At 54.5% G+C, this 16,771-nt stretch carries 13 protein-coding genes and 2 pseudogenes; 8 read left to right on the top strand and 7 right to left on the bottom strand.

Annotation, left to right across the window (positions count from 1 at the left end; translation table 11 throughout):
• Positions 1–29: 29 nt before the first annotated feature.
• The 4 genes and pseudogenes from LIW51_RS30275 to LIW51_RS30260 form a co-directional block, all read left to right on the top strand.
• Positions 30–1,328: a DUF1616 domain-containing protein gene (locus LIW51_RS30275; protein ID WP_227379245.1), complete on the top strand. Its 1,299-nt coding sequence runs from the start codon at positions 30–32 to the stop codon at positions 1,326–1,328.
• Positions 1,328–1,894, top strand: coding sequence for a metal-dependent hydrolase (locus tag LIW51_RS30270; RefSeq protein ID WP_227379244.1), 567 nt, complete (start codon positions 1,328–1,330; stop codon positions 1,892–1,894). The genes LIW51_RS30275 and LIW51_RS30270 overlap by 1 nt, the downstream gene beginning before the upstream one ends.
• A gap of 122 nt (positions 1,895–2,016) precedes the next feature.
• A complete protein-coding gene (locus LIW51_RS30265) occupies positions 2,017–2,976 on the top strand; it encodes a nucleotidyltransferase family protein (protein ID WP_227379509.1) in 960 nt (319 codons plus the stop codon).
• A gap of 78 nt (positions 2,977–3,054) precedes the next feature.
• Positions 3,055–3,739 (top strand): annotated as a pseudogene (locus LIW51_RS30260) (RNA-guided endonuclease InsQ/TnpB family protein); the annotation flags it as partial.
• On the opposite strand, the gene LIW51_RS30255 reads toward LIW51_RS30260, so the two are convergent.
• From LIW51_RS30255 to LIW51_RS30235, 5 genes are read right to left on the bottom strand one after another with little or no spacing between them, the layout of a single operon-like run.
• The gene (locus LIW51_RS30255) at positions 3,634–4,551 is read right to left on the bottom strand and encodes an NAD-dependent epimerase/dehydratase family protein (RefSeq protein WP_227379243.1); all 918 of its coding nucleotides are present in this window, start codon (positions 4,549–4,551) and stop codon (positions 3,634–3,636) included. The pseudogene LIW51_RS30260 and the gene LIW51_RS30255 overlap by 106 nt on opposite strands.
• Positions 4,552–4,590: 39 nt before the next feature.
• Positions 4,591–6,579, bottom strand: coding sequence for a hypothetical protein (locus tag LIW51_RS30250; RefSeq protein ID WP_227379242.1), 1,989 nt, complete (start codon positions 6,577–6,579; stop codon positions 4,591–4,593).
• Between the two features lie 44 nt (positions 6,580–6,623).
• A complete protein-coding gene (locus LIW51_RS30245) occupies positions 6,624–7,685 on the bottom strand; it encodes a DUF354 domain-containing protein (protein WP_227379241.1) in 1,062 nt (353 codons plus the stop codon).
• A complete protein-coding gene (locus LIW51_RS30240) occupies positions 7,685–8,638 on the bottom strand; it encodes a glycosyltransferase family 2 protein (RefSeq protein ID WP_227379240.1) in 954 nt (317 codons plus the stop codon). The genes LIW51_RS30245 and LIW51_RS30240 overlap by 1 nt, the downstream gene beginning before the upstream one ends.
• Positions 8,639–10,009 carry a nucleotide sugar dehydrogenase gene (locus LIW51_RS30235; RefSeq protein WP_227379239.1) on the bottom strand — a complete coding sequence of 457 codons (1,371 nt, stop codon included), beginning with the start codon at positions 10,007–10,009 and terminating at the stop codon, positions 8,639–8,641. It lies immediately after the preceding gene.
• 499 nt (positions 10,010–10,508) lie between these two features.
• Between LIW51_RS30235 and LIW51_RS30230 the strand changes: the two genes are divergently transcribed.
• The gene (locus tag LIW51_RS30230; RefSeq protein ID WP_227379238.1) at positions 10,509–11,081 is read left to right on the top strand and encodes a DUF7344 domain-containing protein; all 573 of its coding nucleotides are present in this window, start codon (positions 10,509–10,511) and stop codon (positions 11,079–11,081) included.
• An 11-nt stretch (positions 11,082–11,092) separates the two neighbouring features.
• Here LIW51_RS30230 and LIW51_RS30225 read toward each other — a convergent pair.
• Positions 11,093–11,904 (bottom strand): annotated as a pseudogene (locus tag LIW51_RS30225) (RNA-guided endonuclease InsQ/TnpB family protein); the annotation flags it as partial.
• Positions 11,905–12,544: 640 nt separating this feature from the next.
• Between LIW51_RS30225 and LIW51_RS30220 the strand changes: the two are divergent.
• Entirely contained in the window at positions 12,545–13,672 is a 1,128-nt protein-coding gene (locus LIW51_RS30220) for a helix-turn-helix transcriptional regulator (protein WP_227379237.1), read from the top strand.
• A gap of 363 nt (positions 13,673–14,035) precedes the next feature.
• Positions 14,036–15,850, top strand: coding sequence for a glutamine--fructose-6-phosphate transaminase (isomerizing) (glmS, locus tag LIW51_RS30215; protein WP_227379236.1), 1,815 nt, complete (start codon positions 14,036–14,038; stop codon positions 15,848–15,850).
• 12 nt (positions 15,851–15,862) lie between these two features.
• Here the strand turns inward: glmS and LIW51_RS30210 are convergent, their stop codons facing one another.
• Positions 15,863–16,060, bottom strand: coding sequence for a hypothetical protein (locus LIW51_RS30210; protein ID WP_227379235.1), 198 nt, complete (start codon positions 16,058–16,060; stop codon positions 15,863–15,865).
• Positions 16,061–16,383: 323 nt separating this feature from the next.
• On the opposite strand from LIW51_RS30210, the gene LIW51_RS30205 reads away from it, so the two are divergent.
• On the top strand, positions 16,384–16,566 hold the full coding sequence (locus tag LIW51_RS30205) for a hypothetical protein (RefSeq protein ID WP_227379234.1): 183 nt from the start codon (positions 16,384–16,386) through the stop codon (positions 16,564–16,566).
• The last annotated feature ends 205 nt before the right edge of the window (positions 16,567–16,771 follow it).

The following is a 16,771-nucleotide window of genomic DNA, read 5'->3' as shown; positions in this document are numbered from 1 at the left end:
AAAACCTCCACCACACCACTCTAATCACAATGAGTACGAATAGCCGCTGGTGGTTTGTAGACCTCGTAGTGGCGCTCGCGCTGACCATTATTGGAGGATTTGCGGCGTACATTGGTCTTGGTGGACGAGCACGCGTCGCACTCATGCTTCCACTTGTCGTCTTCTTACCAGGCTACGTTCTTATCTCAGCAATGTTTCCTGGCGGCGGTGAAGACAGGGAACGACGGTTTGGAACCGACGATAGCAACGCGACATACGCACTTGGCGGCTCTGAACGGATTGGGCTCGCCGTCGCACTGAGCGTTGCCATCGTTCCAATGATCGCGGCAGTGGCCAACTTCACACCGTGGGGCGTGACACTGAGCCCGATTCTGATCGGCATTGTCAGCTTCACCGGGATTTTTACAATAGTTGCGCTGGTGCGGCGGATACGTGTCCCCGCAGAGCGTCGGTACTCGCCCGGGATCCCAAGACTACTGTTCGGTTCAACGAAACGGCGAAGCGATAATGGAATGACAGCTATGTTGAATGTCGGTATTGTCATTAGCTTCCTGCTTGTCGCGTCCAGCGTCGGCTTTGCAGTCTTTAACCCGCCGCAGGGAGAGCAGTTTACGGAGTTCTATGTGGATACGAAGAACGTCAACAGTGACACGAACACACTCTACCAGACTGACCTCAGTGGAGAGGGCGTGACTGTGAACGTCGGCAACCATGAGGGTGAGCGCGTACAGTATACCGTAGTCGCCGTCCTACAACGCGTCGAGAATGGGAATGTCGTGGAACAGGCCAGGTTCGCCGAGAAGCAAGTACCGGTTAATGAGGGGCAGACGAAGCAGGTGACGCTCACCGGCGACCCCTCCCTTTCTGGTGATAACGTCCGGCTCCAACTCCGGCTCTATAAGGGTAATCCGTCCGGCGAGCCGTATCACAGAGCCCGACTGTGGCTGTCCACCCAGAACGCCCCAACCCAAAGCCGTACATCCAAGGGCGAAGAACAAGGGTCAAACAACGGTGGAGAGACGACCGAACGGCCCCAGACTACCACAACAGCTGCTTCGACCACGACGCCTGCTTCAACCACGACAACTGCATCAACCACGGCTACCACGACTACTACGACAAACACGACACCGTTGGGGACGACGACCTCAACCACCGCTACGACAGGGACGACACAAACGACAACCACGACTACGGGTTTTGGAACGACAACCCAATCCAATAATACGGCCGCTGGCTTCGGAACGACAACCCAATCTGGTCGTACAACAACGACCGACGATGGATTTCTCGACCGCGATCAGAGCCACCTGAACGACCACAAATAATGTGGCCGTGGGAACATATCGCGTTCGGGTATCTATGTTACTCTCTATCGGTAAATCTCATGCGGCGAACGTCGCCGGGGACGAAGGAAGTGTTTGTCCTCGGGTTCGCTACCCTCTTACCCGACCTTGTTGACAAGCCGCTGTCGTGGTCGTTTGAGCTGTTTCCGGCGGGATACTCTATTGCTCATTCCATTTTTGTCGCTTCCGTTTTACTGGCAATCACCACCGTACTTGCATGGTGGCGACATTGCCTTCGATACGCCGCCGCGTTTGGAGTCGGCTACGCCTCCCATCTCATCGGTGATATCGTCTATCCAGTCGTTATGGGAGAAGGATTAAAGCCAGAGGTTGTGCTGTGGCCAGTCGTCCAGCTCCCGGCGTACGAACAGCATCACGGTCTTGTTGGCCGATTCCTGCTATATTTCTTCCAATATCTCCACATGCTAGACGAAGCCGGATGGCATCCGCTCGTCGTGTTCGAGGTCGTTCTCCTGTTCGTCGTGTTCGTCCTCTGGCTGTCCGACGGGATGCCAGGACTGCCGACACCAAACTGGCGAGAGCAGTAGAAGAGAACGGTGCCGGTAGTCACAACCGGTGAGATCGATAGTGTGAGAAAGTAACATGCTAGTTTTGTCTCGAGGTGATTAAACACTTCATAATGAAGGACGCGGAAACCAGATTGGGAACTATGGAGGCTGTTGTTCTAGCTGGCGGATACGCAACGCGCCTGTGGCCAATTACGAAACATCAACCCAAGATGTTCTTACCGATCGGCGAGACCACGGTCATCGACCGCATCTTCGCCGATTTGGAAGCCGACGACCGCATCGACACCGTCTACGTCAGCACCAACGAACGCTTCGCAGACAATTTCCGTACTTATCTCGACGACAGCAGATTCGAGAAACCCCAGTTGAGCGTCGAAGAGACGGTCGAAGAAGACGAGAAGTTCGGCGTCGTCGGCGCACTCGCCCAACTCGTCGACCGTGAGAACGTCGACGACGACCTCGTCGTCATCGCCGGCGACAACCTCATCAGCTTCGACGTGGGCGACTTCGTCGACTTCTTCGAAACGAAAGGCTCCCCGTGTCTCGCCGCCTACGACGTGGGGAGCCGAGAGCTGGCAAAATCCTACGGGTTGGTCGAACTCGACGGCGACCGGGTGGTGGACTTCCAGGAGAAGCCCGTCGACCCCAAGTCCACGCTCGTCTCCATCGCCTGCTACGCCTTCACCCGGGAGAACCTCCCGGCGCTCGAACGGTACCTCGAAGACGGCAACAACCCCGACGAACCCGGTTGGTTCGTCCAGTGGTTGCAAAACCAAGAATCGGTGTGCGCCTACACGTTCGAGGAGGCGTGGTTCGACATCGGCACGCCCGAGAGTTACCTCGATGCCGTCGCGTGGTACCTCGACGGTGAGTCATATATCGCCGAGTCGGCCACGTTGGAGAACGCGACCGTCGGCGAGAATGTTCATGTGATGGACGGCGCGAAACTCGTCAACGCCAGTCTCAACAACGCGATCATCTTCTCGGACGCGACGGTGCAGGACTGCGACGTACGTGATTCGATAATCGACGAGGAGACGCACATCGAGAACATGGATTTGGCCGGCGCACTCATCGGCGCGCAAACTCGGATTGTTTAACTGCTTTTCAGGCATTAATCCCTAATCGAGGGACACGAAATCCTCGACGGAACCGCAAAATAGTCCGGCGACAGTGCGTTGGAACACGCACAGTGCAATCTTTCTCGGAAGGAACACGGGTCGGCTAATCGGAGAAACAGTGCAAGAGGGTTGTCCGCCGACACGCAGATCTGAAGCAAAAACGGCAGGATTTTCTCCACAAATTGTCGAACTACTACGCTTACGAGTATGACCTTGTGGCTGTCGAGGACTTGGATGCGAAAGAGTTAGACGAACTTCTCGGCAACTCGCGGAACCGGGCCGAAGCAGCACGAGGAATATTCCTCCGGATGCTCGAATACAAGTGCGAGCGCGAAGGGACGCACTTCGTCGCGGTTGACCCTGCTGGGACGACCAAAGAGTGTGCGTCCTGCGGCGTTTCAACTAAGAACGCCCTGGGTTCGGGAACTCGTGTCCGTCGTGCGGATTTGAAGCAGATAGAGACGCGAACGCGGCATAGAACATCCTTTCTCGTGAACTTACGAAAGTAGGAGAGGTTCACCCCAATTCAATGCCTGTTGAGACCGTGCTCCCGACGGACATTGTGATTGCAAAGCACGTCGTTGAAACAAGAAGCCCCACCTCAACGCGTGAAGCGCGTATGGTAGGAGAGTTTATCTACTGGTACTGCTCGCAGACTTGTCGGACGCCCTCTTTGAAACTCATCTTCGGTTTCCATCCGGCGGCCTTTTTGAACTTCGTCACATCGGCTTTCGTGTCGTGAACGTAGACGTCCTCGGGGATGGGATTCTCGACGTACACGGGTTCCACGTCCGTGCCGAGTTCACGGTTGATGTACTCGACGACTGTGTTGAAATCGTAGCTTGTGCCGGTGCCGAGGTTGTAGATGCCCGTCAATTCGTTCTCCGCAGCAAGTTCGAGTCCGCGAACGATGTCGGAAACGTGTGTGAAATCGCGGGTTTGGCTCCCGTCACCGTAGATCTCCGGCGACTGACCGTTGGCGATGTCGTCGGCGAATTGTGCAATGATATTGGCGAACTCTCCTTTATGCTCTTCTGCACCACCGTAGCCTTGATATACTGAGAAAAATCGCATTCCGGCCACGTTCATATCGTAGTGATTGGCGAAGTACTCGCCATAGCGTTCGCGGGAGAGCTTCGACGCTTCGTAGCCCGTCCGGACTTTCACGTCCATGTACTCTGGCGATGGCTCAGTGCGACTACCGTAGATTGAAGATGTGGAGGCGTAGACGACGGTGTCACAGCCGTCGTTGCGGGCCTGCTCGACGGTATTGACGAAGCCCTCGACGTTCACCCGCGCACCTTTCGTCGGGTTTTCCTCGTGCATTTTGTATGAGGAGAGTGCCGCGAGGTGAAAGACAGCATCGACGTCCGTCGGGAGGTCATCTTCGAGCACGCTCCGTTCGTGGAACTCGACGGTCGCGTCCAGGTTCTCGGGCGTTCCGAGATACTCATCGTCGATGGCGATAACCTCATTCTCCTCGGCGAGGTGGTTGGCGAGATTTGATCCGATGAATCCAGCACCGCCCGTGACGAGTACGCGCTTTCCCTGCATACCCCAAAGTCTACCGGGGCATGAGAAAAGGGTTCCCTTCTATACCGACCGGTTTGCGCACATCGTGACATCTCCGTTCGTATAAAGGATGCTTTGGCCGGGACGGCACATCTGTTTGCGCGAAACGGTTCGTCGAACTGGGACGCTAGCATTCGCGCTTTTATTGACGAGTCGGAACTGTGGCGCGCCGGTCGACTGATATTTCCGGTAGATAGTGATCGGATGCTTAGCCGGGGCCTTCCTGTTCTTCACTGAGATGTTGGCCGCGTCCGCCGGATATGATCCTGTTCTGGCAAACACCGTCTGATAGGGGTGATCCGTTCTCGCCACTTGGTTCGGGTAGATGTTTGCGGAGTCCGGCGATCCGGTCATGTTCGCGATGGTGTGGACGGCGGCCATCTCGGGTTCGGTATAGGACAACCGCTCCTGTTCACTTGGGAAGACGGGGCTGTCGATAGCACCGTGACTCGACATCACCATCACGCTTGGGTAGAGGCACGCCACGACGAGTAGAGTGGCGACGATGATGCGCCGGTCGAGGTTGTGGACGAGATATCCCACGCCAAGTGCGGCGAGAATCGCCATCGGCGCATAGAGGAATGCGAACCATCGCTGCGGGATGAAGTTTCGGATGCCAAACATCGGCAGGCCGAGTGTGAACACTGTCATCACGACGGTCGCGAAGAGCAGTGTGAATACCGAGTGCGAGATGCGCTTTCGCCGGAGGACGTACAGACAGCCAACGACGGTCAGTCCGAACAGTATCAAGAAGCCCATCGTGTCAATGTACTCCGCAACGGTCGCGATGAACGTCGGTTTCGGAAGCGGAATACTCTCGGGGTTCTTGCTGGCGAGATTTAAAATGCCGAAACTCTCTTTCATCGTCTGTGCAAGATACGATAACACCGTCTCGAGGAATGAATCACCGTTGTACGGTGTGAACGACCACATGAACGTAATGAGACCCATATCGAACGCGAGTAGTCCCGCGAGGTTCACCGGCTCCATCTTCCGATAGGCGCCCGGCCTACGAGCCGTCACCTGGAAGAAGCCGAGTTTGAGAACGAACTGCGCGAGCAGCCCCGAAAATAGGACGACAAGCATGATGAACGTCGAGACTTGGTGGGTTAGGATGATGGCGATGGAGAGGAGCACGAGTAGGCTGAAGTCCCGCGCATTGTACTCCAACTGCATGATACGCAGGAGCGCATAAATGATGGCGAGGAAGAATACCAGCCCGTGGCTCGTCGGGATGAGGTGGATACCCCACTCGATGAAGTAATCACCGATCGAGTAGAGCATCGCCGCAAACACCGCCCACCGCGCCGGCGCGAGGAGTTTCGTCGCCCCATAAACGAACAGGATGGCCGCGGGCATTGCGACGCCCACGGAGAGATAGAGCGCATTACGGATGGACACGTCATACAGCATCGCCGACGATGCGACCAGCAAGTGGTACAGTGGCGCGGCGATGTGCTTGTCTCCCTGCATGGCCGAGAGCGAATGCTGGTTAAAGACGCCCTGTGCCAATTGCGTGATATGCGTCCAGATGTCGATGCCGACATACGACGGTGTGGTATACACCGCCATGAACCGGACGATGACTGCCAATACGAGAATCTGTGCGAGCAGGAGCGACGGGAGGAAATCGTCGTCGTCGGTGAACAGTATCTGAAGCGTAATGAACGTTCCCGCAATGGCCGTGAGGAGGTGGAAGAGAACAGAACGCTCTCCCGAGTAGAGCGCGACGGCGACCATCACCGCCGTCGTCAAGAAGACAACGCTCGGAAGGAGCTGTGCCACTGGGCGCGAGAAGGACGGGAATATCTCCATCGTCTCGCGGTCGTTGCGAACCGCGAGGAGGTAGAGCGCACAGGCCAGCCCGAGGACGATAGGGATCGTTTTAATATACACCTGCGATGCAAAAAATCGCAGCGGGAACAAGCAAAGTGCGATGATGAAGCCGATGATAGCGGCGTCGACATCGAGCCGTCGCTGTTTCAGCCAACTGGACATCTGTCCGAACATGGGTTATCGTCGTCCTCCATCGGGTCGTGGATTCATCATGATATTTAAACCTCTGCGCCTGGCTTGCCGGCCTGACCGCTCGTTCGTCGGCCATGGCCGGTGACTGCGCGTATAATCACGTCGGTCGTATCGATCTTGTCGGCGAGCAATCGTCTGCGTCGTTCCTGCCAATCGTCGTCGCCTTCAAGGATTTCGACCGCCTTCTCCAGAGCTCGGGCGTGGCGGTCGTCCTCCTGACAGTTGAAGAGCAGTCCATAGCGTTCATCCAGTTCGTCCGTGTAACCCATTGTGAGTGTGTTGACGTAGATGGCGGGTGTTCCGAGGACAGCGCTCTCCGCCGCCATCGTCGCGCCCTCACCGACGAATAAGTCAGCGTAGGCTAATAGGTCGTGCATCCGATGGGGATCGACTGTCGCGCGGCGTGATTCGAGTGCCGACGGAAGCGACCCCTCCGACGTGATGAGCACCTCCGCGCCCGCTGCTTCGAGCTGGGAGACAACGTCATGCACATTGTCGAATCCAGCCTGTCCTACATCGTGTGACGCCCCCCACTCGATGAGTCTGAGGACGACGAACGCGTCCTCCGGGTCGAGGCCGAGATTGGAGAACACGCTTGGATCAGGCGTGAACCTGTCCGGATGGAGGTACGCAAGTTCGTGATAGCCGGGATACCGCACCTGCTTCGGTCCAACGCTTCCCGTGTAGCAGTCGGGCGTGTACACGGCGTCCGCGAACGGAAACGCGAGGTTCTGAATGAGCTTTGCATGCTCCGTGTCATAGAAGACGGCGCTCCGTGCTCCGACGAGTTTGGCGACGTGAGCCGCCGCGACGCCGCCGATGGCGGTTATCACGTCGGGTTTCAGCCGCACTGCGCGGTGGAGCAGGCGCGCCTCGTATGTGGCCTGCACTCGCGCTAATTGCGATAGCCCTGATGCGGTGCCAGCCAAAACTTCATGGCTGATGTCGTACCGCTGAAGCAGGTCGACCGCCATCTCTTTCTCGCGGGCAAAGACGTGAACGTCATGACCCTCGCTCTCAAGTTCCGCAATGGCGTTGCGGAAGAAGTGGACGTGTGCCGGATGCTGAATGGTGACGAACACTCTCATCAGTTTTTCCTCCTATCGAGGATGATTCCGGCGAGAACGCCGAACGTGCCCACTGCGAACGACGCAAGTGATTTGCGTGCGTCAGAGCTCTTCGTCCCGATGAGCGCTGCGCCAAACGCGCGCACGCCGAGGACGACACCTAGCAGCACTCCGACGACACCGAGACCGTAGGCGAGTCCAAGAGGGTGCGTTCGGTAGCGCGACTTAAGACGCCAGAGGAAGGTCCGGAGGAGCATGAGCGATACTTTGGGGATGTAGTCGCCGTACTTGATGCTGCTTTCCTCGTCGCCGTAGGTGGCGGGCATGTCCACATCGACGACTCGCATCCCGGCAACGTTCAGCTTCACGAGAATATCGTTGCAGTAGCCGTAGTATTCATACATCTTTTCCAGGTCGATGGCTTCGAGCGCCGCAATTGAAATGGCAGTGTAACCGTTCTGCGGGTCGGTTACATCCCAGTAGCCGCTGGCGATGCGCGTCAGACCGGTCAGCAGATAGTTGCCGATTAGCCGGAATCGCGGCATATCGTGGCGATATTCGGGATTCGAGAGGCGGTTGCCCTTCGCGTAATCGGCCTCATCAGTCACGATAGGGTCGATGAACCGCGTCATCATGCCGGGGTTCATCTGTCCGTCCGCGTCGATGGTGACGGTTACGTCGATACCGTCGTTGCGAGCGGCGAGGTAGCCCGTCTTGATAGCCCCACCGGCACCGCGATTTTGTTCGTGTCGGATGGCGACGACCTGACTGTCAGTGTCGTCGCTCACGCCTGCGCGCGGCGCGCGCTTGATGGCCGAGTGTGCGCAAATCTCGTCCCACGTACCGTCGGTCGAGGCGTCATCTACGGCGTAGACGCGGTCTACGAAGTCGGGGAGCGAATCGAGGACGTCGCCGACGAACCCCTCTTCGTTGTACGCGGGCACGACGACGCCTATCGTGTGCCCCTCGTACATCTATACCCTCCGATAGGCGAAATCAGCTTGAGAGACTGCCTCGGCGTCGAGCGCACCGGTCACATCCACGAGAACGGGATTCTCGTTCATCCGTGACTGGGCATCCTCCAGGTCCACATCGTAGAACTCGCGGTGGGGCGTAGAGAGGATGACACCGTCGAACGCCTCGAAGGAAAGTTCATTCTCTTCCTGTATCGGAATGCCAAATTTCTCGTGCATGAGGTTATTGTCTCCATGTGGGTCGTAGCCGACGACATCAATATCGAACTCGTGAAGCTGGCGGATGATGCCGTCCACCTTCGAAGCACGGATATCAGCCACGTTCGCCTTGTAGGTCAGTCCAAGCACGAGGACACGGCTGTCTCGAAGGGTCTTACCCGCTTGATTCAACTCCTTTATCATCATATTCGAGATGTGAGCAGGCATTGACTCGTTCACAGTACGGGCCTGTTCGACGAGGCGCGGCGTGTAACCAGACTGTTTGGAGCGGTGAATGAAGAAATACGGGTCGACAGGGATACAGTGACCGCCGACCAGTCCGGGGCGGTAATGGTGAAAGTTCCACTTCGTGCCCGATGCTTCAAGCACGGCGCGCGTATCGATGTCCATGTCCATGCTGTCGAAGGCCATCGCCAGTTCATTCACGAGAGCGATGTTTAGATCACGTTGAATATTCTCGACGACCTTACTTGCCTCTGCAACCTCAATGGAGTCGGCTTTGTGAACGCCTGCGTCGATGACCGTCGCATAGAGATCGGCGATGTCGTCGCAGACATCGCTATTCATACCGCCGACAACCTTCACTACATCGCGTAGGCCATGTTCAGGGTCACCTGGCGTCGCACGCTCGGGAGAGTAGCCGACGTAAAAATCCTCACCGCAGATCAATTCCGAAGTCTCCTCAATGGCGGGGACGAGCACCTCACGTGTTGCGCCAGGGAAGACGGTTGATTCGAGGATGACCGTTGTGTCAGAAGATATATGATTACCGACAGCGTTTCCGGCACTCTCTATAAAGTCGAGATTCGGCTGTAGGTTCTGATCCACCGGGGTCGGGACGGTGATCATCACGTAGTCCGCATGGGCGATTTCGTTCGAGTCGGTCGTGTACGTGATATCGCTCTCAGTAATAGTCTCATTGCCGAGATCGCCCGTTGTGTCCATACCACTGCGAAGAGTTTCGACCTTCGTGTCGTCGATGTCGAAACCGACGACGCTGTACCCTTCTTGATCAAATCCGACCGCCAGCGGAAGGCCAACATAACCCAAGCCGACGACACAGATGGTGGCGTCTTGGCTCTTTTTAATGTCGCTCTCGTCGCTTCTAGAGTGTTCTGGCTGACTGTCGATATCTCCTATCGTCGGGTTCATGAGTGATTGTCCTCCGTCGTTTCGCTCTCCGGTGTCGACAGCGCGACACGGAGCGACCGGTGACAAGGGGTTCGGAGGTAATGCTTGCCCTCGCACGTCCGGTCGGACGCAAGCCTCACCAGAATGGGTGGAACCCAGTAGGCTTTATTATACAGTGGCTAAGGCATTTGTATCCTGAAATCGGTGTTTCGTCGGGTGATCACCATGTGAGATCGACACATGATAAACTTATCTATATTTAGACATGTGATAACTGCCTAACTAATGGTCAGTTTGTTTGACTAAGCATACGAGATTAGGAGAGTAGAAACAAATTCGTCAGATTGACTAGGATAATTCATCCTGGGAATTTACGCAGTTTAAAATTGAGATAAAAGAGCGTGGATGAACTCAATAAACAGTTTGAAATGCGAAAACCGAATGAGAACAATCAAAAATTGACTGCAACACCCGGGAATACCTTCCCGCTTTATTACCTCTCCTCCAGAATCTCATAATTATGAGCGCGACGCAACAAGTTAAAGACCAGCCTAATATGGTTGCATCGAATCCGTCGTTAGAATTGGAGGAAGATCAAATATATCATCTTTTGCAGAACGAGCGGCGGCGTAATATTTTACGATACCTACATAATCTTGATGGGCAAGTAGCAATGCGCGACCTCGCCGAACAGGTGGCGGCGTGGGAAAACGATACTACAGTACAGGCCCTCTCGTCAAGCGAGCGCCAGCGCATATATATTCCTCTCTACCAGTCCCATCTTCCAAAGCTTGACGAAGAGGGTATTATTGAGTATGATCAGAATCGCGGGACGGTTCAAAAGACATCCGCGGCAGACATGCTCTACAACTATCTTGAACCGGCTGAAACCGGAGTAGACGATGAATCAGACGGTGAAAACGAGCATCTTCGCTGGGTTTACCACTATCTTGGCACGTCTGGCGTAGGTACGATGCTTCTCGTTGGAACAATACTCGGAGTCACTCCTTTCACATTGGTTCCGCAAGGAATGGTCGATGTTCTTATTCTTGGAATGTTCTGTATTCTGACGTTTTATCATCAGCTCGCGTGAACTACCCCGCCCTACGCGCTTCGCGCGGTGAGGACGGGGCTTCCTGCTTCTATGACGCACTTTACAGGAACCGAAGCGTTTCCCGTAGGAAGCGCAGTCTTCACAGGCGTTGATTCGGAGCATCCCGCTCCTATCTGTTTCAATCCGCGAACGAGGATATTGTAGGCCGCGTTCCGGTCCCTATCCGCTGTGAATCCACACGACGGACAAGAGTGCTCACGCACCCAGATCGGCTTCTCGGACGACACACCGCAGGCTGCACACTCTTTGGTCGTCCCTCGTGGGTTCACCGGAACGTAGTGCGTTCCTTCGCGTTCATACTTGTATTCGAGCATCCGAAGAAACGTCCGCCATGCGGCAGATGCTCGATTGCGTGAGTTCGAACCGAACTGCAACATCCCGGCGACGTTCAGGTCTTCGACGGCCACAAGGTCGTACTCAAGGGCGTAGTAGTGCGACAACTTATGCAAGAAGTCACTGCGCTTGCGTCGGAGGTCGGCGTGACACTCCGCTACCCGCCGCCGTTGCTTTTCGTAGTTGTTCGACCCGTGTTGTTTCCGTGAGAGCGTGCGTTGCTCGCGTTCCAGTCGCTCGCGTTCGTCCGATAGGTCGAGCAATTCAACGGCTATGCCGTCGGTGTTGTGGGCATGCTTGAGAATCCTCACGTCGATACCGACGACCTTCTCGGGTGTCTCGGGTTTCTCTGGTGATGCTCTACTTCAACGCCGAAGTTAGCAAACCATTCACCGGTCGGCTCTTTCTTGAGCGTGACCTGCTTGAACTTCGCGTCGTCAGGAATAGCGCGGTGAAGTCGTGATTGAATCGGAGAAAATACCCGGTTGTGTATCCGTGTTCTTGGATTCTAACGCAACGGTAGTCGCCGACCCTCTACCCCATTGGACCGCAAGAGGAGTAAGAACATGCTATACAGTGAGCAAAAACAGCGCTGTATCCTGCCCTACCGCGAGGTTTTAGCGCTATCATACACCGTCAGTGGATTTTTGCATATTCTTTGCTACGAGTTAATGAAAATGTTGGCAGATTTTCTGCATGCATATTGATTCGAAAATTGACAAATTATATCCGATTAGAGGTATATAATAGTAGTAAAAACTACTACTAAGCCAAAAAATGTATACGGTAGAACTACAACCCTAAAGGAAAAATACTTCCTAAGAGAGTGCAAAACACAGAACGGTTTAAGTGCCGAAACAGAAGCCTAACTTCGAAAAATGACTCATAGGACACTTGTAATATTCTTCACGTGCCTGCTTCTATTTACTGGAATTTCTTCCACATTAGAAACTCCATCGAGTAATGCACCTGTCATCCAGGACGCTTCATACTCAGGACCAGGTGTTATCAAAACCGAAGAAAACGTCACATATCTTTGGCAGTCAGAGGCTCATAACCTGAGTGTAACCCTCTATGCAGGAAACCAGTCCGGTAATCATGAGATTTGTATGAACCTCCGAGAGCCAAGCAGCAATAATACAACGACATCCAAATGCCAAGATGCATCGCTCACAAGGAATGCCGTCCAAAATATCAATTTTACATTTAGTAATGTTTCGTCGAATGCAACTGGCCAGCAAACTGCGATGATCACAGTTAAAGATGAGAAGTCAATCCTGACTCGGAAAAATATTTCAGTCTATATACTCACAAAATCTGGCGACTTAGACAGCGATAGTCTGACGAATGAAGAAGAAATTAAACTCGGAACGAACACCACAAGCAAGGACACCGATGCAGACGGGCTCGAAGATGGTGAAGAAGTAAACAATTACAAGACGGACGCGACAAATACTGACACCGATAGTGACGGGCTCCCTGACGCCTACGAGATAACACTAGGGACAGACCCGACCAAACCCGACACAGATGAAGATGGATTGGACGACAAAAGTGAAGACGAGCTTGGGACGAATGCCAGTAATGCAGATACGGACGACGATGGCCTGACAGATGCCGCGGAGCAAGATATCCACACAAACCCAATCAAGGCAGACACTGACGGCGACGGATTGAACGATAGCGAGGAAGTTGAAAGCGTCACAGATCCAACTAAAAAAGACACAGACAATGACGGACTCAACGACGGACGTGAGAAAAAAATCAATACGGATCCCACTAAAAAGGACACAGACAAGGACGGTTTGAACGATGAATTTGAGCATGAAGTTGGGACTAATCCAACTAGCAGTTTTATCATAGGAGGGCTCTACCTTATCTTATTCACGCTGCTCATTGGAGGGGCACTACTGATTCAGCGCAACGGAACAAACTGGTTTCTAACTGTTTTCGCCCGTGACGAACACCCCGACACAAATTCACAACCTACAGTTCAAACAGAGAAGGTTGTTACCGATGAGGATCGTGTACTCAACCTCATACGCGAAAACGGTGGCCGACTTCCGCAAAGTCGCATCATCGATAAAACCGGTTGGTCAAAATCAAAAGTGAGTCGATTACTCTCAAAGATGGAGGACAACCAACAAATAAGCAAGATAAACATCGGTCGAAAGAACATCGTCATTCTTTATGGTCAGGAGTTGGGGAAACCCGACTCACAACAGGATGAAGACTGATAACGCAATTTTCCCATGGGTAAGTTTTGTAACTTCCAGTACAACCATATTTTCCTTATCGATTTCAAACAAGTATCACCTTCTATAGCACATGAATGACCTGTCATCTATTCATTTACAGCCCTACTAAGGTACCACCTTAATCAGTCTATAGTAATGGGGCTAGGGTGGAATATCCATGACAAGGGCCAGCCGTCGTTCCTGGGATTCGACGGTGTGGCTACAGGATATACACCCATGAACCACCCAAAGCCAATAGACGGACACGCAACAGTTCGTTCCAGAACGGGCTGCTCCACGGAGCGACAGCCTGCCTCCGAGATGTATCTCGAGCAGTCTGTACTTCGACAGGAGGAAACGTAGATGTGTGGAATCATCGCCCGTATCGGTGACGGTGATGCTATCACAAAACTTGTCACAGGGCTTGAGAACCTTGAATATCGAGGGTACGACTCGGCTGGTGTCGCAATTCAAAACGGCGCAGGAATTTCCGTCTATAAGCGGTCAGGGCAAATATCGGATCTGAAGGATACGATCGTCGGGAATGTCCCAAACGGAAACGTGGGAATCGGTCACACCCGCTGGAGCACGCACGGCCCACCGACCGACGAGAACGCCCACCCGCATACGAGTGAGACCGACAAAGTCGCCGTCGTCCACAATGGGATCATCGAGAACTACGTAGAACTGAAGGAGTGGCTCAAAAAGCAAGGACACGAGTTCACGAGCGACACCGACACTGAAGTCATCCCACATCTCTTCGAACATTATCTCGAATCGGCATCGAGCATCGAGGACGCATTCCGGATGACTATCCGCGACCTCGAAGGGAGCTACGCGGTCGCAGCGCTCGTGGATGGCGTGGACGCCATCTACGCGGCTCGACAGGGTTCGCCGCTCATCCTCGGGCTAGATAACGACGAGTACTACCTTGCCAGCGACGTGCCTGCCTTCCTCGATCATACCGACAACGTCGTCTACTTCAAAGATGGTGACATTGCGATTCTAGAACCAAATGGCGTCACGATGACCGACCTCGACGGAAAGCGCGTCACTCGCGACGTCGAACGCATCGACTGGAATCCCGAGGACGCCGGGAAGGGTGGGTACGAACACTATATGCTGAAAGAGATAAATACTCAGCCCAACGCGCTGGCGAACACGATCGAGGGTCGGGTAAAAGACGGTAAGATCAATCTTAAAGACTTCCCCGAAGGAACGTTCAGCGGTGTTGATGACGTGCACTTTGTCGCGTGCGGTACGTCCTACCACGCAGCTCTCTACGGCCAACACTTACTCAACGAAGCCGGCATTCGAGCGCAAACATTCCGCGCCAGCGAGTACGTCGGTTCGACACCTGGACCGGTCACGGAGAATACGCTGGTCATCGCGGTCACGCAGAGCGGTGAGACGGCGGACACACTCGGGGCGCTCCGACAGGCCCAGGAACAGGGCGCACGAGCCGTCACAGTGACGAACGTAATGGGTTCGACGGCGGCCCGCAGAGCCGACGATGCGCTATTCATCCGTGCCGGCCCCGAAATCGGCGTCGCCGCCACCAAGACGTTCTCCTCGCAAGCGGTCACGCTCACTCTGCTCGCTATCCAACTCGCTGAAGATATCGAGACGGCGAGTCCACCGGAGGACAGAGCAGAGCTCCTGCGAAGTCTAGATCACTTGCCGGAACACGTCGAACAGGTGCTCGCCTCGACCGAAGCAAAACGCATCGCGAACCAATACTCTGGCAGCCAATCGTTTTTCTTCATCGGGCGAGGGTTGAACAACGCCGTTGCTAAGGAGGGCGCGCTGAAATTCAAGGAGATAACCTACGAGCACGCTGAAGGCTTCGCCTCTGGCGAACTGAAACATGGTCCACTTGCGCTCGTGACACCAGATACGCCGGTGTTCGCGCTGTTCAACGGCAACAACGACGAGAAGACGCTGAAGAACGCAGAAGAAGCGCAGGCGCGTGGCGCACCCATCATCGCTGTAGCAAACGAGAACCATCCGTCGGTGAACATCGCGGATACTTTCCTCAATATTCCCAACACCCACCCTGTCTGGTCAGGGCTACTAGCAAACGTCCAGTTGCAGTTGGTCTCATACTACGCGGCTTACGACCTCGGTCGCCCCATCGACAAACCGCGGAATCTGGCGAAGAGCGTGACCGTCGAATAGTTGAACGGGTGGTTACCGGGTGTTTTTCCAGTTTTGCGGTGAGTCGCGGAGCCGGTGGGCGTGAACCAGCGCCAGCACCGCGAATGCCGCGGCAGTGACGAGCGCGACGTGAATGATGAATGCACCGTCGACGAACCATGTGACGGCCATTCCGGCGGTACCAAAGACGGCGAGACCGAGGTATCGAGCACTCCAGTCGGGGGCAGTCATTGTCCATAGGTCTGACGGAGGGCGTTTTATTATCGGGTCACTAACTCGTCGCCGCGCCGAGACGGTCTCTGCCGATTAGTTGACCGGTAATAAATATTTGTATCGCTTGTTCATGAATCAGCCTATGGGCTTGTCCGTGGGACTCTCCTTCTGGCCGGAATTCAGCGGAGGAACCGCCGTCGCTCATGTTCACTGTCCTGGACTTTAGGGCAAGTTGACCGTTGCCCAACCCCGAGGGACGTTTGCCCTCGGGTACAGTTAGTAGTTTCAATCCGACGTTCTTCGCCGCGTTGTAGTCACCGTCGAGTTCGTACCCACACTCGTTGCACGAAAACCAGCACACCCACTTGTGGAGCGTCACGCTGGAGTACGCGATGGAAACCCTCTACGGAATCGCGATGTCCGAAGATTCGGTGATGTACGAGGGTGAGAAGTACATTAGCAGAGACGGCGTCTCGGTGGCGATGACGGTCAACGGAAACGAGGTGAAACCGAAGGACTACTAGCTCAAAGACAGCGGCCACGTCGAAATCAGGGTGAAAAGCCAGCGATAACGACATATGAAATCATATAAAAAGTGTCTTCTGACGGGCCAAAAATTATTACTTATCTCTGGTTAAGGTAACTAATGTCCCATCGTCGCCGTGGCAGTCGTCGACGGGACAACTGTCATCCACTTCCTTTCGGTCTCAGTACGCCTTCTGAGACCGC

It is taken from the genome of Haladaptatus halobius, from assembly GCF_020618475.1.
Taxonomy (GTDB): domain Archaea; phylum Halobacteriota; class Halobacteria; order Halobacteriales; family Haladaptataceae; genus Haladaptatus; species Haladaptatus halobius.
The sequence above is the reverse complement of the archived record's forward strand: the minus strand, read 5'-3'. Positions and strand labels throughout refer to the sequence as shown.